Raw genomic sequence first — 25906 nt, 5'->3', positions numbered from 1 at the left:
GGTCACGCCCCGCCCGCGAGGTCGAGCGCAGCGATGTACCCGAAGGTCATGGCGGGGCCGATCGTCGAGCCCGCGCCCGCGTAGCTGTGCCCCATGACGGCGGCGCTGGCGTTGCCCGCCGCGTACAGACCCGGGATCACGGAGCCGTCCGCACGCAACACCCGAGCCCGCGCGTCGGTGCGCAGTCCGCCCTTGGTGCCCAGATCACCCGGAACGATCTTGAAAGCGTAGTACGGCGGCAGCCACAGGGGCGCCAGACAGGAGTTGGGGGCGACAGCGGGGTCGGTGTAGTAGTGGTCGTAGGCGCTGTCCCCACGATGGAAGTCGGGGTCCTCGCCGCTCCGGGCGAGGGAGTTGAAGCGGCTCACGGTGGCCCGTAGCGCGGCGGCGGCCACGCCGATCTGCCCGGCGAGCGCGTCCAGCGTCCAGGCCTTGTGCGCGGCACCCGAGTCGTACCAGGCGCCGGGGAGGGCGAGGAGGGGCGCGACGTCCTTGAAGAGATAGCGGTCGCGGTAGTTCTGGTCGACGATCAGCCAGGCCGGGATGTCCGGGTCGCTGGTGTTCCGGTCGTACATCGTGTGCACCACGTCGCTGTACGGGGCGGCCTCGTTGACGAAACGGGCACCGGCGGAGTTCACCAACAGCCCGCCGGGCAGGGTGCGTTCGGCGAGACAGAAGTACGGGTCGTCCGGCAGCGGGATGGCCGGCCCCCACCAGGCGTCGTCCATCAGGTCCAGGGCGGCGCCGGCCCGCTCGCCGGCCCGGATGCCGTCGCCGGTGTTCTCCCGGGCGCCCACGGTCCAGTCGGTGCCGATGGGCGCTCGCTGGTACTGCGCGCGCATGGCCGCGTTGTGCTCGAAGCCGCCGGAACCGACGATGACGCCGCGCCGGGCCCGCAGCAGCCCCGGCGTACCGTCGCGCGTCACCACGGCTCCCGTGACCGTCCCGCCCTCCACACCCAGATCGGTGAGCGGGGTGTTCAGCCATACGGGTACGCCCGCGGCGAGCAGCCCGGCACGCAGACCGGCGGCCAGCGACTGCCCCATGGTCAGGGGCTTCTGGCCGAGGAGGGCCGCCTTGGTGCCGCGGGCGAGGCATTCGGCGGCGACGGCGGCTCCCTTGAGGCTGACGGCGGCGAGTGTCAGCCACTTGTAGTCGGCGCTGAAGACGACCATGCCGGCCGGCACGGCCATGTACGGCGGGTTCAGACGGGCCAGTTCGGCGCCGAGGATGTTCCCGTCGAGCTGGTCGGGCTCGATGGAGCGGCCGTTCGGCAGACCGCCGGGCAGCTCGGGGTAGTAGTCGCTGTAGCCCTCCATCCAGCGGAAGCGCAGCGGGCTGTGGGCCATGACGAAGGAGATCATGGCGGGGCCGTGGTCGAGGAAGGCCCGCTGCCGCTCCTCGGGGACGTCCGGGCCGACGACCGCCGCGAGATAGGCGGCTGCCTTCGCCGGGGTGTCGGGGACGCCCGCCGCGAGGAGGACGGGGTTGTTCGGGATCCAGACGCCGGCGCCGGAGCGCGCCGCCGAGCCGCCGAAGGTGGCCGCCTTCTCCACGACCACACAGCTCAGCCCCTGGTGGGCGGCCGTCAGCGCGGCGGTCATGCCCGCCGCGCCGGAACCGATCACGACGACGTCGTACGTGCCGAGCGAGGGCAGGTCGGCCGCGTGGGCCGTGCCGGCGGCCCACGGCAGCCCGGCCGCGAGGGCGAGTCCGGCACCGGTCGCGCCGAGCACCTGTCGGCGCGACGGTCCGGCCGCCGCGGGGGATGCGGTGGGTCTCGCGGGGTCCGCGCTGGTGGCCATGGCAGATCGCTCCCGGGATGACGAGGGACGGTGAGGCGTACGGACAGTCATATCTGACGCAGTGTCAGGGAATGTGACGCCGGGGTCCCTCGAAGTCAAGGGGCATGCGGGGCGGGACCGTCCGGGGCCTTCCCGGGCGTGCGCCCGCCGTGGAATACGCCGGACTTCCGGGCGGTTGGGCCCTGCTGTGATCGCAGTGGGTCACAGCAGGGCCCCGGACATGACGCGGCACCGAGTACGGAGGTATTGGACCCATGAGCGACGTCACGGACACGGACCGGGCAGGTTCCCCGAAGGAAGCCGTCGGACGGTACGGCATCTGGAGTGTGGGGCTGCGTTCGGATGACTCGGCCGACCGCAGCGAACTCGCCGACTCCGCCGCCGAGTTGGAGCAGCTCGGATTCGGGGCGCTCTGGCTGGGCGGCAGCAGCGAGACGCGTCACGCGGTGCCGCTGATCGAGGCGAGCTCGCACATCATCGTGGCGACCGGCATCCAGAGCATCTGGCAGCACGAGGCGACGGAGACCGCGGCGCACTTCGCCCACCTGGAGAAGGCCCACCCGGGACGCTTCCTCCTCGGACTCGGCGTCAGTCACGCCGGACTGACAGAGCGGTACCACCGCCCGTACTCGGCGATGGTCGGCTATCTGGACGCCCTCGACACCGCGGGCGTGCCCGCCGGGCGGCGCGTCCTCGCCGCGCTCGGTCCGAAGATGCTGGAGCTGTCCCGCGACCGTGCGGCCGGCTCCCACCCGTACCTGGTGACCCCCGAACACACCGCCCGGGCCCGCGAGATCCTGGGGGACGCGCCGCTCCTCGCACCGGAGGCGAAGGTCGTGCTGGACACGGACCCGGACAGCGCCCGGGCGACGGCGCGCGACACTCTCTCCCGCTATCTCGCACTGCCGAACTACACCAAGGCGCTGCAACAGTTCGGCTTCACCGAGGACGACTTCGCCGACGGAGGCAGCGACCGGCTGGTCGACGCGTTGTTCGCCTGGGGCGACGACGACCGCGTACGGGCACGGCTCGAATCCTTCCACGCGGCGGGCGCGGACCATGTGGCCGTCCAGGTGGTCGACGGCGGGCCGCGCGACGCCCTCCCCCGTGCCGCCTGGCGCCGCCTGGCCGAGCTGCTGCGCTGAGGCTCCCGCGCCCGGTTGTCAGTGGCCGTCGCTACGGTGTGATGCGACCTGGCCCCTCGCAAGGAACCCCGGGAGTCTCCATGACAACCCTGCCGAACCGGCCGAACACCGCGCTGCTCGTCATCGACGTCCAGAACGGGGTGGTGGCCACCGCTCACCACCGCGACAGCGTGATCGCGAACATCAACACCCTGATCGGCAAGGCCCGCGCGGAGGACGTGCCGGTGATCTGGGTGCAGCACTCCGACGACAACCTCGTGCCGGACAGTGCGAGCTGGCAGTACGTGCCGGAGCTGGAGCGCCACGACTCGGAACCGCTCGTCCACAAGCGGTACGGCGACTCGTTCGAGGACACCGATCTGGGGGCGCTGCTCGCCGAGCGCGGGGTGGGCCGCCTCGTCGTCACGGGAGCCCAGACCGACGCATGCGTCCGCTCGACCCTGCACGGCGCCATCGTGCGCGGGTACGACGCGACACTCGTGACCGACGCACACACCACGGAGGACCTCACCGCGTACGGCGCACCGCCCCCGGCCCAGGTGATCGCCCACACCAACCTGTACTGGAAGTGGCAGACCGCCCCCGGCCGCCGCGGCGGCACGGTGGCCACGGCGGAGGTGACCTTCACACCGCCCGAGGCGAGCTGAACGGCCCGGGTCCACCGCGACAGAGACGGAGCCCCGGCCGGTAAACACCACTGCCGGGGCCGTCCGCGTCTCGTGCGCCGTGTCCGCCCGCCCCGGCGGCATCTGAAGAAGCTGACCGCGTTCGAGCAGAAGACCGGATGGCGCTACTGCATCACCGCGACCAGCATTCGCCACATGTGGGGCATCGCCGGCTCGGGCCATAGCCAGTTCCTGGATATCCCGCACCGCTCGCACGCGGCGGTGGCGCAGCCGCGGCGACACGCGAAGGCCCAGCTCCCGATCACGCGGGACAAAAAGGGCGAACCATCAACCTCGGCAGGCAATCGCGACCGCTGAAGAGTGGAGGCTAAGTTACCGGTATTGAGGCTAGGACCCCCACCTGCGCGAGGCCACGCTCAAGATTGCCTGCGCAGCGACGAGGTCTTACGGTGGACCAAATGCCAGTCAACGACACGGTAAGGGAACGCCGACAGGCGCATCGTGGCGATAGGCGATTCGCAGTTTCCGACTCGCCGTGACACTCATGCTCCGCGAGCCCCCACGGTCGCCGCCCGATTCATCAAGCGCATCCCTGCCTCCTGGAGCGCGGCCCTGGATGGTGAGAGCGCGAGTGAGCACTCCCGACCTATTGACAAGAAGAAATTTAAGGATAGGACTCGGCGACATCAACGCCGATCAGCTATAAACCACCCCTAAACCCCCACCCATATCCCAGCCACGTCCCTAAAAAGGGAGGCTAGACGGCCAATATTGGGCACATGGTCGCCACTACACACATCGATACGGGCGGCATAAGCTGCCCAGCAATGCAACATTCCACTGCGATGCGGACGCACCCAGCTACCATGCGCGCGAGCTGGACTGGAAGAAGAACGCTGCGGCATACACGAAGAACAAATTCACGACCGTCCTCGTCGCCACCCTGACAACCATCGGACTGACAATACTCATTCCCGCCGAAAGTGCGTCAGCAGCAACCGCCACAACGAACATCAGCCGCGTTCCCTGCAATCATATTGATTACCTGCAGATCTGGTGGCGCATTACAGCTTTCCTTCCAAGACTCAGGAGAGCCGCTACGCCACTGCCAGAAGGTTCGAATGAGATAGTAACGATTGACTTGATGCATTTTCGACGGGGAACAACCGCGTACAGCTCAAGTCGGACGGCACTTGGCAATCCGCCAGCCCCGTCGCAAAATACACTTACTTCCAATTTCCTAACCATCCCGGCGGGGTGAAGTGGGAAGGCATCTACATCCAGTAGGTGATCAGGAGTACGACTAGGAGCTGCACCGAGATCACCATTCCACTCTACAACAAGTTGCCGCCGCGATTGAGGTATAAGAATCGCGGCCAGCAACGATAGCGCTCAAACTACCCGTAAGGGTGCCGTCGGCGAGTCGATGTCCCGTCCGCCCAGTTTCAAGGACACGATCCCCGGAACCGGGCCCCGCTTCTGGTGCTTCGACCACGAGCGGGAGAAAGAACGCTTCAGGGGTTCGCACATACAGGTACACGGCCAGTCGCCGACCTTTGGCGGTCTCCACCGAAGTGACGACGCGAAGCGCCTCTTGGGAAGCTGCACTTCCCGGTGGAGGCCGCAGGTTCCGGCCCTGCCTGGACCATGTGATTGCCATTCATTGTCGGCCTGGCAGGACGGCCTCCTGCTGTAAGGGATGATCATGGAGCGCGGCAGTACTCGCCGCGTTTGATGTGTTCTGCAGGCTGCTGGCTGTTGGTTACAGCGGCCCCTTCGGGGTCCAGGTCTTCGCGGTCGCTGGCGGCGTGATGGGTGACATAACCGCTGACCAGCATGAGGCAACTCTTCGCCGCGTACGGGGATTCGTCCGTCCTCGCCAACTGGGCCCCGACTGGAATCCTCATCAAGATTGGCGAAACCGTGCGCCGCCCGTCCCCGACTCGCGCGCCCGCCCCCTCACCCGAGGAGAGATAACCGAAGTGGTTCGATCGTGAACAGGCAGCTGCGCCATATATCAATATTCTGCGGAATCCTATTCCTCGCACTACTGCTGCGCGATAACTGGCTGCAGTACGTCAAGGCCGACCAGCTCGACTCCAGCAGCCTCAACCGGCGGGTGGCGATCGAGCGCTACAGTCACAAGCGCGGCGACATCATCGTCAACGGCAAACCCATCACCGGCTCGGTGAAGACGGACGACCTGGATCTCAAGTACAAGACCACGTGGACCGACGGCGCCGAGTGGGCGCCCGTCACGGGCTACGCCTCCCAGGCTTTCGGCAGCACCGGACTGGAGAACGTCGACGACGACATCCTCACCGGCAGCGACGACCGGCTCTTCCGGGACCGGACGCTGTCGATGTTCACGGGCGAGCAGCAGGAAGGTGGCAGCATCGTTACCACGCTGAATGCGGCCGCGCAAAAGGCCGCTTTCGAGGGCCTCGGCAAGAAGAAGGGCGCCGTCGCCGCGATCGACCCGACGACCGGCAAGATTCTGGCGCTTGCCTCCACGCCGAGCTACGACCCGAGCTCCTTCGCCGGCATGAGCAACGCGGATGGCAAGGCCTACAACGCGCTGAAGCATGGCAAGGATCGGCCCATGCTTAACCGGGCGCTAAAGGAAACCTATCCGCCTGGGTCCACGTTCAAGCTCGTCACCGCGTCCGCCGCGCTGGAGTCCGGCAAGGTCACGGACGTCGACGCGCCGACCAACTCGCCGCTACCGTACATCATGCCGGGCACCACGACGCCGCTGAACAACGAGGGGAACTTGCCCTGCGAGAACGCCACACTCCGGGTGGCGCTCGAAGTCTCCTGCAACAGCGTCTTCGGCAAGCTCGGCGCCGACATGGGTGTGAAGAGCATGGCGAGCGAGGCCGAGAAGTTCGGCTTCAACAATTACGTCGACACTCCGGTGCGGGCTGTGGCGTCGGTCTTCCCGACCGGCATCAATACCTCCCAGACGGCGCTGTCCTCCATCGGCCAGTTCGATACGGCGGCGACCCCACTGCAGATGGCCATGGTCGGGGCCGCCATCGCCAATGACGGCAAGCTGATGCATCCGTACATGGTCGACGAGCTGCGTGCCCCCAACCTCGACGTCATCGACAAGACGCAGCCCAAGGAGATGAGCCAGCCGCTCACCCCCGAGCACGCGCAGGAGCTCCAGTCGATGATGGAGTCAGTTGTCCAGAAGGGCACCGGGGCTATGGCCCAGATTTCGGGTGTGACGGTCGGCGGCAAGACGGGTACGGCCCAGCACGGCGAGAACAACAGCGGTCTGCCGTACGCCTGGTTCGTGAGCTATGCGAAAGTCAGCAATTCAAGCCCGGTGGCTGTGGCGGTCGTCGTCGAGGACGGCTCAGCCAACCGTAACGACATCTCCGGCGGCGGCTTGGCGGCACCGATCGCCAAAGCAGTAATGCAGGCCGTTATCAACAGCAATAAGTGATCACAGTTGTTGTCCAGGGCGAGGACGGCACACCCCGCCTGCCTGCTCGCATCGCCGCACCCGCCAACCATCGCCCCTGCGCCGGGCACTGGATGCCACGGACGAGCCCTGGGGTCCCCATCCCCGCAGACGCGCAGGTCCGCGAGGATGCGCGGGGCGCCGTAGGTCCCGTGGGACCGCTCGTGGTGCCCGCGGGTCTTCTCGGTCGGCTCGGCGTCCTCCCGCTGCCGGCGGGACGGGCAGCGGCCCTTCCAGGCGTAGTGGCCCTGCCGCGACACACCCGGCAGCCGGGCCATGAGGGAGACGTCGTGGTGTGCCCTGTTCTCGTCGATCAGCCGGTAGCAGATCACCGGCTGGTCTCCCGGACGAAGAAACCGTGGCCTTGCGGAGGGTCTCCTTCTCCTCGCGCAACTGCTTCACCTCACGGCGCAGCTGGGCGAGTTCCTCCTTCTCGTCGCGGGTCAGCCCCCGGCGTTCCCCGGCGTTCCCCGGCGTCCACCCGGTCCTGGGTGGCCCAGGTGCGGATGGTCTGGGCAGAGGCGTTTCCGTTCGCTGTACGAGTCCGGCGCGATGAGCCTGCTAGAGGTCGCCAAGGAGACTGGGCTGAATCGCCGGACGGTGAGCAAGTACCTCAAGGATCCCGCTTCGGTCGCACCGCCGAAGAGAGAAGTGGCGGGTCAGCGGCCTCGGCGGGTGGCGGACGAGGTGACTCCGTTGATCGACGCGATGCTCAGGTCCGAGATCCTGCTCAAGGGAAAAGTGATCCACGAGCGCCTGGTCCAGGACTACGGGGTCGCGATCAACTACCAGCGAGTGAAGCTCTACCTTCAGGAAGCCCGCCCCCGCATCGCAGAGGAACTGGGCATCAGCCCCCGCGAACTGGCGGGTCTGCACCGGCGGTTCGAGGTCGTCCCGGAGGCTCAGGCCCAGGTGGACTGGGGTGATGAGGGCAAGGTCCTCGCCCATGTCGGCATCCCGAAGGTCTACTCCTTCCACATGACGCTGTCGTATTCGCGCGACCCGTTCCGCTGCTTCACCACCGGTCAGGACCTGGCGACGTTCTACGACTGCCACCGGCAGGCATTCGCGCACTCCGGCGGTGCCGAAGAGCATCGTCTACGTCCGGACCAAGACGGTCGTGCGCCGGCATGTCGCTCCGGGCGAGGCGGTCCCGCTGCACCCGGAAGCCGTCGCCTTCGCCGGGCACTACGACTTCGACATCGACGTGCTGGCCGCCTACCGGCCCCAGGGCAAAGGCCGGGTCGAGCGGCAGGTCGGCATCGTCCGTGACCACGTGCTGGCAGGCCGGGCCTTCTCCTCCATCGAAGAGATGAACACCGCCTTCGCCGCCTGGGTGCCACTTCGGCGAGCGAAGGTCCACGGCACCCACAGCGAAGCCATCGGACACCGGGCCGTGCGCGACCACACGGCTCTGCGGCCGACCGAGAGCCGCCCGCACACTCTCGCCGGCCAACTCCAGGCGGTTCAAGTCCCGCACCGCGCTGATCACATGGGTGGAGTCGGTTCGCTGCTTGCCCCCGGCCGCCACCAGGCCGGCGTCCTTGCAGTGCTCCAGGAGCCGGTCGAAGACCGCCCGTTCCATGCCGTTGTTCGCGAGCCGTGCCCGGAACCGGCACAGCACGCTGGCGTCAAAGCCGATGTCCGTCAGTTCCAGCCCGAGCGTGTACTTCCAGTCGTTCGCCCACACCGCCATCGCCGCTGCCTGTCGGCCCGTCGGGTCCCCCGCCAACTGCAACACCGTCACCAGCGACAACGTCCCCGGAGACAGTCCCGGCGCACCCCGAACGCCTCCGCGAACGGCTCATCGGCGAAGACCTCCGCGAGACGGTCCCGCACCCGCATCGCCAGGCTGCCCTTCGGGAACGCCGCTCGGGCCACCATCACGGTCTGTTCCAGGACCTCCGGCAGCCCCACCGGCCGCATCGACATGTCCACCGCTTCCATGACCGCACAACAGAAGAAGCGGCCTCAGGAACGATCACCACCGACCCGCCCTCACCCCCGCAGCGAATTGCGCGGCAGAGTCGTTGCATGGTCGACGCGCCGGCGAGGGACGTCCCCGCCCCCGGAACCGGCGGCACGCCAGGCCGGCCCCGGACGCCCAGGCTGCGGGCCCGGCGGCTGTTCGATCCCGGCCGAGCCCACCCAGGGGGACGTGCCCCGACTCCCGACTCCTGTCACAGGGCTGTGACACGTTGCGGATGGTTTGTGGTCGCTCCATCCGTAGTTTCTGTTAGAGGAACCGCACGAACTCGTGCGCAACACTGCGAGCACTGGGAGAACGCCATGCGACCGGCAAACGACACACAAACGGCGGACTTCGCCACCGTCCGGCTCCTGCGGGGCGCGGTGCAGCGCCCCAAGCTGGTCTGTTTCCACCACGCCGGCGCAGGCTCCTCGTCCTTCTCCGCCTGGCAGGAGACCATCGGTGACTCCGCCGACGTGATCCCCGTAACCCTGCCAGGACGCGACGAACGCAGCAACGAACAGAGAATCACGAATCCTGACCGACTCATCACCGAGCTCGAGGCACAGCTCGGCGACACCCTCAATGATCACCCCTACATTCTGTACGGGCATAGCCTGGGCGGTCTGGTGGCTTACAACTACGCGCGTGCCCGGGAGAAGGCCGGCCTTCCCGGGCCCGAGCTCGTCGTGGTAGGGGCCGCTCAGCCTCCCCACCTGGACTCACCGCTTGCGGCCGGGATCGAGCTGCCGGACCGGGAGTTGCTGCAGCTGCTGGTCTGCCATGGGACCCTGCCGCCGCAAGCCGCCCAAGGCGGCCGGGTGTGGCAGGAGTGGGTCCTGCCCGTGGTCCGCGACGATCTGCGGCTCGCTCACGCACTCTGCACCGCCGAACGCACTGCGCTGCAGGCCCCGATGCTGGCCCTGGCCGCACGCGGGGACACCATTGCTCCCCTGCACGCTGTCAGCCACTGGGCGGACTACGCGCCGGCCGGCTTCACCCTGCGTGCGGTGGCAGGGGATCACTTCTTCAACCGCAGCGCCAAGACTCCCCAGATCGTCAGGGAAGTGGCCATGCGGATGCATACCGGACGGATTCCCGTCGAGTACCACCCGTTGGCCGCCTGGCGCGAAGCGAGCTGACCGCTTGTCGCGCGACGGCATACGGGCGGTCAGCACGACCGGTGACGGGATGCAGGTCCGGATCACGGACGACGGATCACGGACGACGCATGAGGTCCCCCGGACGACTCGGAGGTGTCTCTGCTGCCGATGGCGTCCCGCGTGTGGTGTAGGCAATCACCGTGCGGGGTGCGTGGGCGGGTGCCCGGGGCGTGCATCCGGTGACGGTCTCCGCTCCCTGCGCACAAGGCAGGCCACCGTGCAAATCTCCCTGGTGCACGGCCAGTTCAACCCGGGATGTGCCCGATGGCCTTGTCCCGGTCTGACGTACAACGCCTGCTGGAGTCACTACGCACGGCGGACGGGATCGAGCTCGTCCGCAACGTCGCCGAGCGCATGCTGCAGGAGCTGGCGTGTTTGCGGTGAAGTCCCGCATCACCAGGTCCGGCGCGGGCGGCGCTGTGTGGTCCGCGATCGTCGTCCGCTTCTTCTTCCGCATGTGCCGGCCGACGATGTGGTTGGTTCGCATCAGTCGGGTGACGCGTTTGCGATTGATCCTCCGTCCCCTCGCACGCGGCTCGGCATGGACGCGCGCAGCGCCGTAGGCGCCATGATGCTCGGCGTGGATGGCACGGATCTCGCTCACGGTCGGCTTCTCTTCGGCCTGGCGCTCGGCGCGGGCCTGCGCGGTGGCCAGGTGCCGGTAGTAGCCCGAGCGGGAGACTCCGAGCACGCGGCAGATCCGCTTGACGCCGAACCTGGCGCGGTTGTCGGAGGTGAAGTCCCGGCGGCGAGGGCCCACTTCACCTCCCGGGCGAAATAGGCGGCTGCCCGGCGCAGGATCTCGCGCCCCAGCTGCCCTTCTTTCTCCGCCTTAAGCAGCTGGGCATTCTCCGCCTGCAGCCGGGCCAGCTCCTCCGCCTCACTCCCGCCCGCGTCACGACGTCCGGGCACGGCACGCAAGTCGTCCTTGCGGACCCACGTCCGCAGCGACCCCGCCGTTATCCCGAGATCCGCGGCCCCCGCCGCGTACGTCCGCTTCCCGGCCGCGGCGTGGTAGAGCGCGACAGCGTCCTTCCGGAACTCCTCCGGATACGGAGACTTACGTCCCACCTGGACAGCCCTCCCCGGACCATCAAGATCCATTGTCAGGGTGTCCACTCCAAAGGATCAGCCTCACCGTTTCGATGTACCTCAGGGAGAGACATCTCGGGGTCTCGCTATCCCAAAGGCAAATAACCTACTCATCATGGCTGTCAATATGGGCCGTCGGCTCCGGCTCCAGATCTTCATCCCGGGACGAGCCCATAAAGGAAGCTGCCCGAACGTGAGTGAGTCGCCCCGTTGGGAATATCAGTTCACGCGGTAGACGCGGGTACAGCCTTTACTGAGCTCCACAGTTCATGATTCTTCAGACAAGACGAGTGGAACAACCGGATAACGTAGTGACGACCCACGTGTTCCGTAGTTCTGTCAGGATAGTGGCAGGCTCCACAGCGTGACGTCGCGGGAGAGCCGTGCCGCTGGTACCCGGAGCCTCCGGGGCACAATCCGACCAGCACGTACCGGCGCCCCTTGAACTCACCTGTTTGATGCCGAGTTTCTTCGGTAGACTGATGGCCGGATACCCAGTTGACGCAGAAATGCGGCAGACAGGGGCCCGGGTCCGGAGAAGCCGCATCGTTCAGCGATTTGCTGCATGGTGAGGGTGGTGCCTGACAGCAGTCGCTGTGCCAGCGCGATGCGAAGGCGCGTAAGATATCGATACGGCGTCTCGCCCGTGGCGAGGCGGAAGACGCGCAGGAAGTGGTACACGCTCAAGTGCACTTCAGCGGCGATGTCGGCCAGGGTGAGCGTCTCGGCCAAGCGGTCCTGCATGATTGCAATAGCTTTGCGTACAGCAGCGTGCTCATCGCCCCAAGCGTGTGGTCCCAGGCTGCCGGACAAGCGTGCAGGAATGCTGCGTGCACCGGTCAGCGTACGCGAAGTGATACTCTCCGCCCGCCCAGCGCCCGAAGCGCCAAGATGCACACATCGCCCATCCAGCTCGATGTGGCCAGCTCCGGTGAGCAGGTCGACGGAGGCGTAGTCGGCGAACTGCTCGGTGGCGAAGTCCGCCAGCGTCTGGACCGTCTGCTCCGTGTCCAGCGTGGTCCCAATGCGGGCACCGGCCGCGTTGACGTTGGCCAGACGCCGTCTCGCCAGGAACTGAACGGTGGTGTCCATGGCAGCCATAGCCACCCCCTGCACCCGTTCACTCTGGTCCTTCAGCGGATAGAGCACGACCGTCCAGGCATGGGGGAGGCTCTCTCCCGGTGTCTGAGCGAATGTCTCGACGGTCACCTGCCGGCTGGTTAGCAGTGCCTGCTCCATGGCCTGTTCGATCTGGCGGCTTTCGGCACTGTCGTAGAAGTCGGTCAGCCGTAGGCCACGCATCTCCTGCTTGGTTCTGCCTTGCGAACGCTCGCCAGCCGCGTTGGCGCCGACCAGGCGGATGTTCTCGTCGTAGAACCCGAGAGCGATCGGCAACTGGTCATATGCCAGTCCCCTCAGGTCTGCCATCAGATCCTCTGCTGGGCTGGGCCCACTGGTCATATGCCATTCCCTTCAGGTCTGCCATCGGATCCTCTGCTGGGCTGGGCCCGACGACCGCGACAACCCAGCCCGGCCCATGCGTGCCGCATGCCGAGGGCTGGGGAAGCGTGAAAGCCGACCTCAACGGTGTGACCGTCCTGGTGCCGCAAAGCCCCCCGGCCCCTCCACTCCTGCTGCCGGCCGATGCTGCGCAGTGCGGCTTTCGGCAGATCGACCGCCAGTAGGTCGGCCGCACTGCGGCCGACCACTTCATGCGGACGACAGCCCAGCAGCCGTACAGCCCCCGGCGACCAGTATGTGAGAACTCGATCGGCATCCACCACGGCCATGGCGAGAAAGCACGCATCGCCCGGCCCGGCTGTTCGGCCAGGCGAGGAGACTGAGCTGTTCATAGTCACTCGTCCAGGTACCATTCGGACCCCCACGTCGATCGCTGCCATTCTGGCATGGCCCGCGACAGCGTGCGCCTCGACCGACCATTTTGCGGGCTGTGCTGCGGACAGCCGGCGTCTGAAGGCGTGGCAGAGGCGATGGGCACCGGGGGCTTCGGCGAAGTCGGCCGTGGTGGACGGTCTTCGGGTCCCGACGGACTCAGCCGATTGATCTCTATCCGCCGCAGGTGATGTGAACGGTTTCCGCTCCGCGGAGGATCCAGTTCGTTCCGTACTCGGGCTCGCCGACGACCGTGTAGTCGCCAAACTTGTCCAGGCATCTGTTCAGCCAGATTTCGAGCTCCAGCCGGACAAGGTTGATGCCCAAGTAACTGTGCAGGCCGAAACCGAGCCCGAGGTGCAGGCCGACGCCCTGGCCGAGGAGATCGTGGATCTTGTTCCAGCGTTCGCGGGTGGTCTGCTCGCGTACTCCGCCGGGGCGAGGCGGGTTGATGGTGGCCCAGCTGCCGGCGTGCGCGCGGACCTCGAGCAGGACTTTGTGCAGGTTGCGCCGGAGGGTACGGGTGGGCCGTCAGCGAGGTGCCTGCTGAGCAGGCCCTTTTCCCACAGCCCCCAGCCCGAACGACGCATGCGACTTGTTACCGCACGTCGCTCTCCAGTGACCACTCCGTGAGTGCTGCGACAGGTTTCCTGCCGTGGATGTCCGCATGACAAGTGCTGCAGACCACAAGGGTTTTGCGGTGTCGCGCGGCCATGAGATCTGCCCACGGCGGCCGATCACCTGGTCGCCCGAGGTCGGCGAGCTTGGCGACGTGGTGGACTTCCACCTCGTCGATCCGCCTGCATGCCTCGCACCGTCCGGCCAGGAGCCGGGTGACCAGCTCCTTGCGTTTGGTGTTGACCGGAGCCAGCCGACGGTCGTTGATGACCGTCCTTTCGTCTCGTCGCAGCGGGATCCTGCCGAACCGTCCGACCAGTGGCTTTCTGACAGTGCGTTCGACGCGAGCCTCGAAGTACTTGCGCGCAGCCCGTGCGGCGTCTCGATGGTGGCCGCGTAGGCGCGGACCATCTTCGACACCGACGAGCGGTACTTGTTGGCGAGCGTCATCAGCATCGAGGTCTCCATGACCCATTGCAGCCGGGCGAGTCGGAAGACATCGCCGGCCATCAGGTAGTACTGGACGATGCCGCGTACCTCCGACCCGTAGGTGCTGATGATCACGTGGTCGGAACCTGTCCCCGAGTGGTGGACACCTCTGAGCCCGGCCCCACCAGGGGCCGGGGAGGAGGGATCTCTTATGGTGATGAAGGTCTACTCGCCCGAGTTCAAGGCGGATGCGGTTGCGCTGTACCTGTCGGATCCAAGTCACACCTTCGAGGGCATCGGCAAGGATCTGGGGATCAGCCGGGAGACCCTGCGCAACTGGGTGCGGGCCGAGCGGGGCCGCCGCGGTGAGCGCGGCACGACGAGCACGAACACGAAGGACGTCCCGGTGAGCGAGGCCACGAGTCAGAATCTGGAGGCCGAGATAGCGGCCCTGCGCGCGGAGCTGAAGGCCGTGCGTAAGGAGAACCAGATACTGGCCACCGAACGGGACATCCTGCGCAAGGCGACGAAGTTTTTCGCCGCCGAGATGAATGGTGGACCGCTGCCGCTTCACCGAGGACCACCACCGCGCCTGGGGCGTGAAGCGGTTGTGTGCTGCGCTGGAGGTCGCCCGCTCCAGCTTCTACAAATGGCGGGCCGGCCGCGCAGCCTGCGCTGCCCGTGAGCGGGCCGATGCCGCTCTCACCGAGCGGATCAGGGCCGTGCACAGCGCATGGGACGGCACCTATGGCCGCCCCCGGATCACCGCCGAGCTGCACGACGAGGGCGAGCGCGTGAACCACAAACGTGTCGGACGGGTCATGCGGAAGTTCGGCATCGTCGGGCTGCGGCTGCGCAAGCGCCAGGTCACCACCGTGCCCGAACCGTCCGCCACACCCGTGCCGGACCTGTTTCGGCGCGACTTCACCGCGAGCGCGCCGAACACCAAGTACGTCGGGGACATCACGTACTTGCCGGTGGGCGACGGAGAGTTCCTGTATCTGGCGACGGTGATCAACTGTTTCTCGCGTCGTCTGGCGGGCTGGTCGATCGCCGACCACCTGCGCACCTCCCTGGTCGCCGACGCGCTGAGGGCAGCCGCCGCCACCCGCGACAGCCTGGCCGGAGTCGTCTTCCACAGCGATCACGGAGCGCAGTACACCTCTCGTGAATTCGCTTATATCCACGCCGAGTTGCGGGTACGGCAGCCATGGGATCGGTCGGCACGAGCGCGGACAACGCACTCGCCGAGTCGTTCAACGCCCGCCTCCAACGCGAGACGCTTCGTGGTGACCGCGGTTTCGACGAAGCTCGCGCCAGCCGCCTGGCGGTCTTCCGCTGGACCACGCGCTACAACACCCGCCGACGGCATTCAGCGAACGGACAGCAGGCACCGATCCCCCACGAACAGCAATCAGCCACCCTGACACTCGCCGCATAAGAGTACGAATGGGTGTCCACTCCTCAGGGACAAGGCCCGGCCTGTACGCGGTCCTGCTGGACCGTGGCAGCCACTTGTGTTCGGAGTCGACCATGTACCGGCTGCTGCGCCGTCACGGAGAGGTCCGCGAGCGGCGTCGGCAGGCCACCCAACCGCCGTGCAAGAAGCCCAAACTCGTGGCCGAGGGCCAGAACCGGGCGTGGTCGTGGGACATCACCAAGCTGAAGGGCCCCGTCAAGGGCAGCTACTACTGCCTCTACACGATCATCGACATCTACAGCCGCTACACCGTCGGCTGGATGCTCGCCACCTCGGAGAACAAGAACTGGCCGAGCAGTTCCTGTCCTCCACGATCGCCAAGTACCAGGTGGAGTACGGACAGGTTCCGCGCTGTACACGGACGTTTACGGAACTCTGCTGGTGGATGCCGACACCCGGTTGCCGATCGAGCTGTGGGCCGGGCGCGACGCGGAGCAGTTGGCCGCCTGGCTGCGTACGCACCCCGGTATTGAGGTGGTCCGCCGGGACGGCTCGCTGGTTTACCGTCAAGGCATCACCGACGGCGCCCCGGACGCGGTGCAGGTCAGCAGCCGCTTCCACTTGTGGCAGGGTCTGTCGAAGCGGATCGGGATATCGCCGCCATCCACCGCGGCCGCCTCCCCGCCGCAGTACCGAGCCCGAACCGGCACTTCCACCAGCGAACCCGGCGGGACCGTCCGACCAGGCCGACACCCCCGCCCGCCACCACACGAAGCGGTTGTTCGAGGCACTGCACGCGGTGACTGACACCGGTCGCTCGCTCAACGCCGCAGCCCGCGAGCTGGGCTTGAACCGGCGCACCGTGCGCAAATACGCCCGAGCAGCCACCTGGCAGGAATGTGTACGAACCACCCGGCCCTGCCGGCCCACAAGTCTCGATCCATACCTGGAGTACCTGCGGCAACGCTGGGAGGAAGGCGAGCACGCGGCAACGGTGCTGCACCAGGAACTCGTCGCCAAGGGCTACCGTGGCCACTACCAGCGGATCAAGATGGCCGTCGCGCCGCTGCGTCGCGGCCTACCGATCAACTCGCCGCGCGAGCGGCCGCCCTCTCCCCGGGAAGTCGCCCGTTGGATCACCACCGCGCCATCCCGGCACGGCCTGCACGCCGCCGAGCAACTCAGGCGGCTGTTTGAGCACTGCCCGGAACTGGACCGTGCCCACGATCTGGTGCGTCAGTTCGCTGCCATGCTCGACGCCCGCGAGGCCGCCCCGCTGCCGGACTGGCTCGAGCAACTCACGACCGCGTGCCTCCCGGCCCTGGCCAGCCTGGCCAAAGCCATCCGCGAGGATCAGTCCGCAATCGTGCAGGGCATCTCCACCCCGTTCAACTTCGGCGTCAATGAAGGCCGCATCACCGATCTGAAGCTCCAGAAGCGGATCATGGCCGGACGCGCGGGGGTCCCGCTGCTCCGCCACCGCGTCATCCTCATGGCCCTGCTCCGACGCCGCTACCCGTGACGGAGCGTCACCGGCGCACGGTGGCACACCCCCGCTCGGAAATCTTGCCAGGGCCACGTCCACTTGTACGCCGACGGCGATCACCGTCGCCGGCATCGCGGGCCACTGCTCGAGCAGTTCGCGGATCTGCGGTCGACCGCGTCCACTATCGAGCCCTTCGGCGCCCGCTGATACTTCGGCGCCGCGTCGTCCGCAATTGCCCTGCGGACGGTGTTCCTCGAGATCCCCAGCTTCCTCGCGATCACCCTCACCGGCATCTACTCGGCCCGGTGAAGCCGACGGATCTCCGCCCAATCCTCCACGCTGATCACCACACCCCGAAATGATCAAGGAGTGTTGCGACAAGCGTTAGAGCGTGGTGGTGAACCGGTCTGCAGCTCGATGACCTGCAGCTTTCGGGTGGTCGCGGTGTCGGGGTGGCCGACTGCGGGCAGCCAGCCCGGAGGAGTGGCCTGGTCGTGGAGGTGCGGTATGCCGTCGGTGATCGCGTTGCTGGAGGTCCGGGAGGCGCGGGCCCAGGAGGACCTGGAGTCCTGGCTGGAGGTGCTGCGCGAGGCCGAGGTTCAGGCGGAAGCAGCCCGGCAGCGTCTGGAGCACGCGCGGATCGCCCGGTCGGAGGTGGCGCTCATGTTCGCCGAGGGACCGGTGCCGGCCCATGAAGGTGACGAGCGGTCACCTGCGTCGGTTGCGCCGCGGGAACCTGATCCCGCGCGCGGGGCCCAGGCGGCACCCGTCGGTCCGCTCCTGCGGGAGGGCTATGACGCCCGGCCGCCGCAATGGCGGGCCGGTCTGGACGCCGGCTCGTTGTGCGGGGCCTACCGGCAGGTCTTCGAGACCGCGCTGGCCGCGTCGGGGCCGGTCACGGTGCAGGAGCTGACCCGGGCACTGGGGCGGGACGCCTCGCGGTTGAACGAGGTGGAGAAGGTGCGTCACCGTGCCTACGCGCTGGAGGCACGTGGCTGGCTGGTTCGTGAGCGGGGCGTGTTCAGGCCGGCCGAGGGTCCAGGCGCTCGGGGCGGAACTCCGGCCAGTGCAGGCGCTCTCTCGCCAGTTTCCGCGTCAGGGTGATCAGGCCGGCCCACCACACCATCTGCGTGTGGTGGTCGGGGCGGCGCTCGTGGTCGCGGTTCAGCCGTCGGGCCCGGGCAAGCCACCCCAGCGTGCGTTCAACCGTCCACCTGCGTGCCAGGACCACGAATCCCCTGGCCCCGTCCGGGCGTTTGACGACCTCGACCGTGACGCCGTGGGCGGCGAACGCGGTCGCCAGCGCCGGGCCCTGGTAGGCGGTGTCGGCCCAGACCAGTTTCAGCAGACGTCCGGGTTCGGCCATGAACGCGTCGAGCAGTTCCGGTGCGGCGACCGAGTCGTGCACGTTCGCCGACGTGACGGTGACCTCCAGCAGCAGACCGCCGGTGTCGGTCAGGATGTGGCGCTTGCGCCCGTCACGGAGCTTGTTGCCGTCCATCCCGCGGGTCGCGGCAGGGCAGGTCTCCGAGCCGTCCACCGACTGCGAGTCCATCACCCCCGCGCTCGGCTCGGCCGCCCGCCCCTCCCGCCGACGCTGCAGGCGCCGCAGGCGCTGGTAGAGCTCACGTGCATACCCGTGACGTGACCAGCGGCGGAAGAAGTCGTACACCTTGCGTGGGGCAGGCAGGTCGACGGGCATCGCCCGCCACTTCGCGCCGTTGTCGACGAGGTAGCGCACCGCATCGAACATCTCACGATGACAATAGGCCTCGGGGCGCCCGCCTCGCCCCTCCAGCCAGGCCGGCACCGGCATCGAGGCCCTGACCTGGACCCATTCCGCGTCCGTCATGTCGGACGGGTAGCGCGGTGCACGCCGCCCCGCCGCGATCGCCCCGTACTGGTGAACGTAGCAGTCACACGCCGGAGTGGCCGAAGTGGCACCGCAGGCCTCCGCGGTGGTGAACTCATGCGGCAACGGGTCTCCTGGGCCGGAGGGTTGGTCTCGACAACCGCACTCCTACCAAGAGGCCCGTTCGTCTATCCCCAGCCAGCGGCCAGCATGAATGTTCGAGGCATCCAGCCCGACCCCACCGAACACCACCGCGAGGAAGCCACCCGACTGACTCCACGACAGAGGAGTTCGCACTCGGACCGATTTGGGGCGCGCTGGAGCTCAGTCGCCGATGGCCTGAACGGGTAGGTCGATCAGTGGCGCGTACTGCTGGCCGCCGTAGCAGTCGCGGTCGTGGACGTCGCCCTGGCGGATCGGGCGGGGGAAGGACACCTTCACGGCCTGTGCCAGGTCGTGGTGAACGATCAGAACGCTTTCCGGTTCGGCGCCGTACAGCTCGGCGAAGAGCTGCGGATTCAGCACGCCAGAGGCGCACACCTGCTCGTATGCGGCCCGGTCGTGGCACATGAAGTCGAAGGTCAAGGTGAACGGGCCGGCGTTCTTGGAGCGGATCAGGGAGCACAGGTCGAGCAGCCGGGTCACGGCGCCACCTCCTCGTGGACGGCGCGGAACATCTCGAACGGGTCGGCGGGCACGGCGACGTGGTTGAGCGTGAACTGGTAGACGGGGCCCCGGTCGGTCTCGGGTGGCGAGAACGGGTAGGCGATGGTGCTGGCGAGCCCGTCGTAGCCGGGGATGGGCAGGTGGGAGGAGACGTGCGCGACGAACGTCGAAACGGCGTGCGCTATCTCCTGGGTGGGGGCGGTGACGGTGATGAGGATCCCGAGTTCGTGGACGTCGTCGAAGCGCTGCGGGTCGAGCGGGCCGAGGACCGCGTCCTGGCCGTAGAGGCGGTAGTCGATGTCCACGTCGTCGGGGTTCACCGCGCCCTCGAAGACGTCGAGGATCTTGGCTCGGAAGAACCCCTTCGCCATTGGCAGGAGCTTGGGCAGGTGCTCGATGACGACGCGGTCGCGGATCCCGCCGACCGCGATGGTCTGGTAGCCGACCAGGCGTGAGCCCTCCAGCTTGATCGTGTAGGTGTCCGTCTCGTGGTATTCGGCGCCCGCCACCCGCACGCGGCGCTCGTCGAGTGCGGTGTAGGTCGAGCGGGTGGTGTCGAGGACGCCGGACGGCTCGGTGATCAGGTAGGGGTTCGCGTTCTCGTACAGGGTGTGCGCGGCGACCGAGTGCGGGGTGAGTCGGGACGTCGGGTTCAGCGGTTCTATGTCGAAGTGGTCGTCGCGCATCCACACGAACAGGCCGTCCGCGGCCGGGGGGATCGCGCACGCGGCGCCGCACTCGACGGTCTTGGCCATGTGCCAGGTCAGCCCGGGGTGCGCGCCGAGCATGTGCGGCAGTGCGGCGAACAGTGCGGTGTCGCTGGCGCGTCCGGCGAGCACGACGTCGGCCCCGTCGGCGATGGCCTGCTGGATGGGCTCGACGCCCATCATGCCGACCACGTGACTGCTGGTCAGCGTCTCCAGGTCGATCGGCGGCGCCGGGTCCAGGGGGCGGATGGCGCCGCTGGTGTACCGCTGTACGAGGGTGGCCTGGTTCTGGTCGGAGTAGATCCTGGCGAGCTTGAACGTCAGTTGCTCCTCTGCTGCGATCTCGCGCGCGAGCTCCGCGACGAGGTCGACGCCTTCGTCGCGGCCGCTCGTCCCGCACGACCCGATGACGAGGGGGACGCCGAGGGCGTCGCGCGCCTTGAGCAGCAGTCTGAGGTCGCGGCGTACCGCCTGACGGGACAGCTTCGGCTCGCCGGTGCCCAGATGGAAGGGGCCGGAGTCGGTCGAGCCCGCGTCGCAGGCGATGACGTGGGGCTTCAGGGCGACGCCGCGTTCGAGGGACTGGGCCGGGAAGCCGGCCCCGAGTGCGCCGGTCGGCGCCAGGATCCTGATCTCCATGACGGGTGCTCCTCTCTACTGAAGTAGAATCTATTTGCTATAGCAATAGAGGGATGGGCCAGCCGGGGAGAGCGGCCGGGTTCCTGCCTAGGTGCGGTCCCAGCCGGCAAGCTCGCCGAGGGAGGACACGGCGTGACGGCGGGCGATGTCCTCGGCCCGATCTGCGTCGTGCTCGCGCAGCGCGTCGAGCAGTTCGCGGTGCTGGGGGTAGCGCTGTTCTGGCCTGGAGACCTCCCCGACGCCCAGTTGGGCGGAGGCGACCCTGAGGCGTTCGGAGCGGCTGAAGGCGCGGACCTGGTCGAGAGTTCGGGTCAGCTGGGCGTTGTCGGCCGCGGCCTCGACCCGGAGGTGGAACTCGCGCAGGGCGTCGAAGACGTACTCGACGTCCTGCGGATCCAGGGGGCGGCCGGCGTCGCGGTCGCCGCGCAGACGCGTGGCGGCCTGGTCGGCCGCGTCCAGGAGTTCTTCCAAGGCGGTCAGTTGGTCGGTGGTGGCCTTCTGGGCGGCGAAGCGGGCGGCGACGCCTTCCAGTGCGGCCTCGATGGCGCCGGACTCGCTGCGAGCGAGCGGGGAGACGCTGGCGACACGCAGCGAGCGCAGCCCGGTGCGTTCGACCAGTTGTTCCTGCTCCAGTCGCCTCAGGGCTTCGCGAACCGGGGTGGGGCTGACGCCGAGGCGCTCGGCCAGGCCGCGCTCGGTGATCTTCTCGCCCCACCGGAGGTCGCCCTGGATGATCGCTGTCCGCAAGGCCTTGTAGGCCTGGTCGGACAGGGACTGGGAGCTGAGCGAGGGGAGCGTCATGGTCGTATTCGATATCTGCTACAGCACATTGTCAAACAGCGTGTCGGCTTCGGGCGTGGACGCGGATTCGAGGTGGTCGGGCAGGGGCTCGTCGGTGACCGGGGTGGCGGTGCCGGGAACAACGGTCACGCGCACGGTGGCGGCGTGCAGGCGACGGGGGCTGAGTGCCTGCAGGTCGTGTGGGCCCAGCCGGAGGTTGTAGAGGTAGTGGTCGCCGAGGAAGGTGGTGTGGGTGACCTCGGCGTGCCAGCCCGCCGCAATCGTCGCCGGGCCGGCTTCGTCGGAATCGGCGAGGAGGAGGTGCTCGGGCCGCAGGGAGAGGGTGACCGGATCGGGGCCCGGGTCTCCTTCGTGACGGAAGGGGATGCCGCCTGGCAGGTGGGGGGCTTCCAGGAGCCAGGTGGAGCCCTCCAGGTGGCGGGTGGCGCCCTGGACGAAGTTGCAGCGGCCGAGGAACTCGGCGACGAAACGGCTGCCGGGGCGCTGGTAGACGTCCTCGGGGGTACCGGCGCGGATGATCCGTCCGCCGTTCATGACCAGGATGCGGTCGCTCATGGCGAGTGCCTCGTTCTGGTCGTGGGTGACGAAGACGGTGGTGATGCCGAGGGCGCGCTGCAGGTCCCGGAGCCACTCGCGGGCGCGGTCGCGCAGTTTCGCGTCCAGGTTGGAGAAGGGTTCGTCCAGCAGCAGGGCGCTGGGGCCGTGGGCCAGCGCCCGGGCGAGGGCGACGCGCTGCTGCTGGCCGCCGGACAGTTCGTGCGGGTAGGCGTCGGCGCGGTGGGCGAGTTCGACCAGTTCGAGGACGGCGCGGACCCGGCCGGCGATCTGCTTCTTGTCGGCCTTGCGGATCTTGAGGGGGAAGCCGACGTTCTGAGCGACCGTTAGGTGCGGCCACAGGGCGTAGGACTGGAAGACGACGCCGAGCCCGCGGTGCTCGGCCGGCAGGTTGGTGCGGCTGGTGGACTCGAACAGGGTGCGGTCTCCATGGGCGATGGCGCCGTGGTCGGGGGTCTGGAATCCGGCGATCGACATGAGCGTGGTGGTCTTGCCGCAGCCGCTGGGGCCGAGCAGCGTGACGAACGCTCCCTGGGGGACGGTGAAGTCGACCTGGTCGAGGACCTTGTTGGCGCCGAAGGTCTGGGAGAGCTGGCGGACGGTGATCTCAGGCATGGCGGCGGTCCTTCTTGCGCAGTGTCCAGCCCAGTCCGAGTCCCAGGGCGAGGGCGACGAGGAGGACCTGGACCAGGGCGAGGGCGGCGACGGGCCCGGGCAGTCCCTTGGACCAGGTCTGGAGCATGGAGGTGCCGAGCAGTTCGGTGCCGGGCTTTGTCAGGAACACCACGGGGTCGTAGTCGCTGACCAGGGTCACGAACATCAGCACCACGGCGCTGATCAGTGCGGGGCGCAGCAGCGGCAGAGTGATGCGTCGGGTGGTGGTCCACCAGCCCGCGCCGACGCTGGCCGCGGCCTTGGCCAGCTCCGGGCTGAGCCGGGACAGGGCGGGGGCAAGAATGATGTAGGCGAGCGTCATGTTGCGGACGCACAGGGCGATCAGTTCGCCCCACAGGCTGTTGCGGAGCATGGCGCCTGGCCAGTCGACGATGAGGAAGAGCCAGAAGAAGCCGACGCCGAACACGATGCCGGGGGTGGCCCTCGGGTAGACGAGCAGTGCCGGGAGGGTTCGGCGCAGGCGGAACCCGGAGCGCTCGGCGATGACGGTGGCGAGCGCGACGAGAGCGACGGTGGCGACCGAGCCGATGGCGGCGACGGTGAGGCTGTCGGTGATGGCGCGGTGCAGGCTGGGGTCGTTCCAGATCTGCCGCCAGTTGTCGGCGGTGAACAGGTGCCAGGGGGCGACCAGGGTGGTCAGCGCGGTCACCGACGACATCAGCGCCAGGCCGAGCAGCGGGATGACGGAGGTGAGGGCCACGAAGGCGGCGGTGCCGGTGGTGACGGGCCAGCGCCAGCGGGCCAGCGCGATGGGTTTCGCCGGCGGTGTGGCGCGGGTGCCGGCGGTGTAGCGGTTGCCGTTGCGCAGCAGTCGGGAGCGCAGCAGCAGGGTCGCGGAGGCGACGACCAGCAGCAGCATCGCGCCCGCGGATACGGTCGGCGGGTCCGGGACCATGCTGTTGGACCAGGTGTCGTAGAGGTAGCTGGCGACGAACTGGATGTTCGCGGGCCGGCCCAGGAACAGCGGGATGCCCAGCACCTCCAGGCAGAGCGTGAAGATCAGCATGGCGCTGTCCAGCAGGGCGGTGCGCAGCATGGGGACGGTGACGGTGGTGAGCGTCCGCCAGGTGCCTCCGCCAGAAGCCCGGACGGCGTCCTCAAGGCTGCCGTCGGCGCCCTCCAGGACGGCTTTGCAGGTCAGGTAGGCGATCGGGAGGGTGGTGACGGCCCCGAGCGCGGTCATGCCCGGCAGGGAGGTGAGATTCCAGGCGGGCAGGTGCAGGTTCTTGTGCCACAGCTGGGTCAGGTAGCCGGACGGCCCGTACAGCGACTCCCAGCCGACGATCAGACCGAGCGGCGGGATGAGCAGCGGCGCGAGCAGGGCGGGGCCGAGCAGGCGGCGACCGGGCAGGTCGGTGCGGGTGACCAGCACCGCGAACGCCGCGCCCAGGACGACCGCGGTGACGGTCGCGGTGGCGGCGAAGACCACGGTGTTCAGGGCCGCGGTACGGAAGGCCGGGTCGGCGAAGAGCTGCCGGTAGGCGTCGGTGGAGAACACCCCGCCGGGCAGGTAGTAGGGCTTGGACAGGAACGACGTGTAGAGCAGCGGGGCCAGCGGCGCGAGCGCCAGGACCGCGACCAGCAGCCAGACCAGGTACTGACCGGGCGCTGCCGGGAAGGCCCGGCGCCGGTCGCGCCGCGGGGACGCGACCGGCCTGTCGATGGTGTCGGGAGTCATCGCGGATCAGTGGCCGAGGGCCTTGTTCCAGTGGCCGGTGATGGCTGGCTGCTGGTCGACGACGTCCTGGGCGACCGGCACCAGGTAGGTGGCGGCCGCGGGGACGTGCTTGGCCAGGTCGGTCAGGTCGGCGGTGCAGCCGGTCGCGGGCTGGAAGTTGTTCATGGAGGCCTCGATGCCGGCCGCGCACATCACCTGCTGGCCGGGGTTGGAGAACAGGAAGTCCATGAACAGCTGCGCGGAGGCGGGAGAGGCCGCGCCGGCGGTCTGGGAGATCAGACGCGGGGTGAGCACGGTGGCGTCGGTCATGTATCCGTACTTGAGCAGGCCCTTGTACTGCGGGGCGATGCCCTGGATCAGGCCGCTGGACAGCCAGCCGACCGATGCGCCGCCCTGGACCAGGTAGTTCAGGCCGTCCAGGCCCTCGTCGAGGGTTTTGGTGTGCGGGCTGAATGTGTTCAGGTGCCCGTAGGCGGTGTTGGCGCCGAGGACGTGGACGAGTCCGTAGACGGCCTCGTAGCCGAGCGGGTTGTTGGGTGAGTAGCTGACCAGCGGGTAGTGGGTGGGGTCGGCCTTGACCGCCGCGTCGAGCGAGGCGTAGCTGGTGGGGGCCTTCGCGTCCGGGACCAGCTTGGTGTTCCAGGTGACCAGCACCGGGTCCGGGGACATCACGTAGACGCCGTGGCCTTGGTTGGTGAAGGACGGGAACTGGGCGAGGCCCTGCGGGGTGACGTTGGCGAACAGGCCGTTCTGCTCGCCCTGCAGCACCTGCGGGATCGAGTCGGAGATCAGCAGGTCGGCGCTGCGGGCGCCCTGGGCGTGCTCGGAGGTGTACTTGCTGTACACCTGGTTGTCCGACAGCTGCGAGTAGGCCGGCTTGATCCACGGATAGGCCTTGGTGAACGTGTCCAGCAGCGGCTGCATCACCGCGGTCGGAGTGTTGCCGTAGATCGTCAGCCCCTGCTCGCTGTGGGACTTGGTCACCAGGTCGGCCACCGCGGCCGGGGCGGCAGTCGCGGACGCGGCGGGAGCGGTGGCGCTTCCCGTGGTGGTAGAGCCCGTGGAGGAGCAGCCGGCCAGGACGGTTCCCACGGCGAGTGCGGCGAGCGCCGCTCTGGCGGTGGAGCGGTTGGGCTTGGTGCGCATGACGACAACCTCTCGTGGATTCTATTTGCTATAGCAATATGGGTGACATGGCAAGAAGTGCGAGATGGG

General features: G+C 68.1%; 20 protein-coding genes and 9 pseudogenes. 12 read left to right on the top strand and 17 right to left on the bottom strand.

The genetic code is table 11. The features are described from left to right. Window positions 1–2 precede the first annotated feature (2 nt). Entirely contained in the window at window positions 3–1805 is a 1803-nt protein-coding gene (kstD, locus tag AB0L95_RS16445; protein WP_365162321.1) for a 3-oxosteroid 1-dehydrogenase, read from the bottom strand. Between the two features lie 254 nt (window positions 1806–2059). On the opposite strand from kstD, the gene AB0L95_RS16440 reads away from it, so the two are divergent. From AB0L95_RS16440 to istA, 6 genes and pseudogenes are all read left to right on the top strand, one after another. After that, window positions 2060–2950: an LLM class F420-dependent oxidoreductase gene (locus AB0L95_RS16440; protein ID WP_365162319.1), complete on the top strand. Its 891-nt coding sequence runs from the start codon at window positions 2060–2062 to the stop codon at window positions 2948–2950. A gap of 80 nt (window positions 2951–3030) precedes the next feature. After that, the gene (locus tag AB0L95_RS16435; RefSeq protein WP_365162317.1) at window positions 3031–3597 is read left to right on the top strand and encodes a cysteine hydrolase family protein; all 567 of its coding nucleotides are present in this window, start codon (window positions 3031–3033) and stop codon (window positions 3595–3597) included. Window positions 3598–3669: 72 nt separating this feature from the next. Further along, entirely contained in the window at window positions 3670–3933 is a 264-nt protein-coding gene (locus AB0L95_RS16430; protein WP_365162316.1) for a hypothetical protein, read from the top strand. A 1327-nt stretch (window positions 3934–5260) separates the two neighbouring features. After that, window positions 5261–5573 (top strand): annotated as a pseudogene (locus AB0L95_RS16425) (FtsW/RodA/SpoVE family cell cycle protein); the annotation flags it as partial. Beyond that, complete coding sequence (locus tag AB0L95_RS16420; RefSeq protein WP_365162314.1) at window positions 5570–7030, top strand: penicillin-binding transpeptidase domain-containing protein; 1461 nt, start codon at window positions 5570–5572, stop codon at window positions 7028–7030. The pseudogene AB0L95_RS16425 and the gene AB0L95_RS16420, both read left to right, overlap by 4 nt. A 552-nt stretch (window positions 7031–7582) precedes the next feature. Then, a pseudogene (gene istA, locus AB0L95_RS16415) lies at window positions 7583–8471 on the top strand (IS21 family transposase); the annotation flags it as partial. 198 nt (window positions 8472–8669) lie between these two features. Here the strand turns inward: istA and AB0L95_RS16410 are convergent. Together AB0L95_RS16410 and AB0L95_RS16405 are read right to left on the bottom strand one after the other, a co-directional pair. Beyond that, window positions 8670–8789, bottom strand: a pseudogene (locus tag AB0L95_RS16410) (hypothetical protein); the annotation flags it as partial. 2 nt (window positions 8790–8791) lie between these two features. After that, window positions 8792–8995, bottom strand: coding sequence for a hypothetical protein (locus tag AB0L95_RS16405; protein ID WP_365162312.1), 204 nt, complete (start codon window positions 8993–8995; stop codon window positions 8792–8794). A 342-nt stretch (window positions 8996–9337) separates the two neighbouring features. Here AB0L95_RS16405 and AB0L95_RS16400 point away from each other — a divergent pair, with 342 nt between their 5' ends. Continuing rightward, complete coding sequence (locus tag AB0L95_RS16400) at window positions 9338–10159, top strand: alpha/beta fold hydrolase (RefSeq protein WP_365162311.1); 822 nt, start codon at window positions 9338–9340, stop codon at window positions 10157–10159. 397 nt (window positions 10160–10556) lie between these two features. Here the strand turns inward: AB0L95_RS16400 and AB0L95_RS16395 are convergent. From AB0L95_RS16395 to AB0L95_RS16370, 6 genes and pseudogenes are all read right to left on the bottom strand, one after another. Continuing rightward, a pseudogene (locus tag AB0L95_RS16395) lies at window positions 10557–11251 on the bottom strand (IS3 family transposase); the annotation flags it as partial. A gap of 468 nt (window positions 11252–11719) precedes the next feature. Further along, window positions 11720–12700: a helix-turn-helix domain-containing protein gene (locus AB0L95_RS16390; RefSeq protein WP_365162309.1), complete on the bottom strand. Its 981-nt coding sequence runs from the start codon at window positions 12698–12700 to the stop codon at window positions 11720–11722. 29 nt (window positions 12701–12729) lie between these two features. Continuing rightward, entirely contained in the window at window positions 12730–13062 is a 333-nt protein-coding gene (locus tag AB0L95_RS16385; protein WP_365162496.1) for a PAS domain-containing protein, read from the bottom strand. 463 nt (window positions 13063–13525) lie between these two features. Beyond that, a pseudogene (locus AB0L95_RS16380) lies at window positions 13526–13681 on the bottom strand (ISL3 family transposase); the annotation flags it as partial. Between the two features lie 82 nt (window positions 13682–13763). Further along, a complete protein-coding gene (locus AB0L95_RS16375; RefSeq protein WP_365162495.1) occupies window positions 13764–14258 on the bottom strand; it encodes a hypothetical protein in 495 nt (164 codons plus the stop codon). Continuing rightward, window positions 14243–14293 (bottom strand): annotated as a pseudogene (locus AB0L95_RS16370) (hypothetical protein); the annotation flags it as partial. The pseudogene AB0L95_RS16370 and the gene AB0L95_RS16375, both read right to left, overlap by 16 nt. Before the next feature lie 130 nt (window positions 14294–14423). On the opposite strand from AB0L95_RS16370, the pseudogene AB0L95_RS16365 reads away from it, so the two are divergent. From AB0L95_RS16365 to AB0L95_RS16350, 4 genes and pseudogenes are all read left to right on the top strand, one after another. Beyond that, window positions 14424–15653, top strand: a pseudogene (locus AB0L95_RS16365) (IS3 family transposase). Between the two features lie 41 nt (window positions 15654–15694). Further along, window positions 15695–15973: pseudogene (locus tag AB0L95_RS16360) on the top strand (DDE-type integrase/transposase/recombinase); the annotation flags it as partial. Between the two features lie 100 nt (window positions 15974–16073). Then, window positions 16074–16439, top strand: coding sequence for a hypothetical protein (locus AB0L95_RS16355; protein WP_365162307.1), 366 nt, complete (start codon window positions 16074–16076; stop codon window positions 16437–16439). Then, the gene (locus AB0L95_RS16350; protein ID WP_365162502.1) at window positions 16411–17154 is read left to right on the top strand and encodes a transposase; all 744 of its coding nucleotides are present in this window, start codon (window positions 16411–16413) and stop codon (window positions 17152–17154) included. Before AB0L95_RS16355 ends, AB0L95_RS16350 begins: the two co-directional genes overlap by 29 nt. Before the next feature lie 75 nt (window positions 17155–17229). On the opposite strand, the pseudogene AB0L95_RS16345 reads toward AB0L95_RS16350, so the two are convergent. After that, window positions 17230–17411: pseudogene (locus AB0L95_RS16345) on the bottom strand (IS21 family transposase); the annotation flags it as partial. A gap of 214 nt (window positions 17412–17625) precedes the next feature. On the opposite strand from AB0L95_RS16345, the gene AB0L95_RS16340 reads away from it, so the two are divergent. After that, complete coding sequence (locus AB0L95_RS16340) at window positions 17626–18222, top strand: hypothetical protein (protein WP_365162306.1); 597 nt, start codon at window positions 17626–17628, stop codon at window positions 18220–18222. Here AB0L95_RS16340 and AB0L95_RS16335 read toward each other — a convergent pair. The 7 genes from AB0L95_RS16335 to AB0L95_RS16305 form a co-directional block, all read right to left on the bottom strand. Beyond that, complete coding sequence (locus AB0L95_RS16335) at window positions 18140–18970, bottom strand: IS5 family transposase (RefSeq protein ID WP_365162304.1); 831 nt, start codon at window positions 18968–18970, stop codon at window positions 18140–18142. The two genes, AB0L95_RS16340 and AB0L95_RS16335, sit on opposite strands and share 83 nt — an antisense overlap. A gap of 324 nt (window positions 18971–19294) precedes the next feature. After that, window positions 19295–19615 (bottom strand): DUF4387 domain-containing protein, encoded by a 321-nt coding sequence (locus tag AB0L95_RS16330; protein ID WP_365162302.1) that lies wholly within the window; start codon window positions 19613–19615, stop codon window positions 19295–19297. After that, window positions 19612–20982: an acyclic terpene utilization AtuA family protein gene (locus tag AB0L95_RS16325; protein ID WP_365162300.1), complete on the bottom strand. Its 1371-nt coding sequence runs from the start codon at window positions 20980–20982 to the stop codon at window positions 19612–19614. Before AB0L95_RS16325 ends, AB0L95_RS16330 begins: the two co-directional genes overlap by 4 nt. Before the next feature lie 87 nt (window positions 20983–21069). After that, window positions 21070–21783 carry a GntR family transcriptional regulator gene (locus AB0L95_RS16320; RefSeq protein ID WP_365162298.1) on the bottom strand — a complete coding sequence of 238 codons (714 nt, stop codon included), beginning with the start codon at window positions 21781–21783 and terminating at the stop codon, window positions 21070–21072. Window positions 21784–21801: 18 nt separating this feature from the next. Further along, window positions 21802–22953, bottom strand: a complete 1152-nt coding sequence (locus AB0L95_RS16315) for an ABC transporter ATP-binding protein (RefSeq protein WP_365162296.1) — start codon at window positions 22951–22953, stop codon at window positions 21802–21804. Further along, window positions 22946–24691 (bottom strand): iron ABC transporter permease, encoded by a 1746-nt coding sequence (locus tag AB0L95_RS16310; protein WP_365162294.1) that lies wholly within the window; start codon window positions 24689–24691, stop codon window positions 22946–22948. Before AB0L95_RS16310 ends, AB0L95_RS16315 begins: the two co-directional genes overlap by 8 nt. A gap of 6 nt (window positions 24692–24697) precedes the next feature. After that, window positions 24698–25837, bottom strand: coding sequence for an extracellular solute-binding protein (locus tag AB0L95_RS16305; RefSeq protein ID WP_365162292.1), 1140 nt, complete (start codon window positions 25835–25837; stop codon window positions 24698–24700). Window positions 25838–25906 lie beyond the last annotated feature (69 nt).

Origin of the sequence: Streptomyces sp. NPDC052036 (genome assembly GCF_040680495.1) — a bacterium.
Classification (GTDB): Bacteria; Actinomycetota; Actinomycetes; order Streptomycetales; family Streptomycetaceae; genus Streptomyces.
Note: the sequence above shows the minus strand (reverse complement) of the source record. Positions and strands in the feature narration are given on the sequence as shown.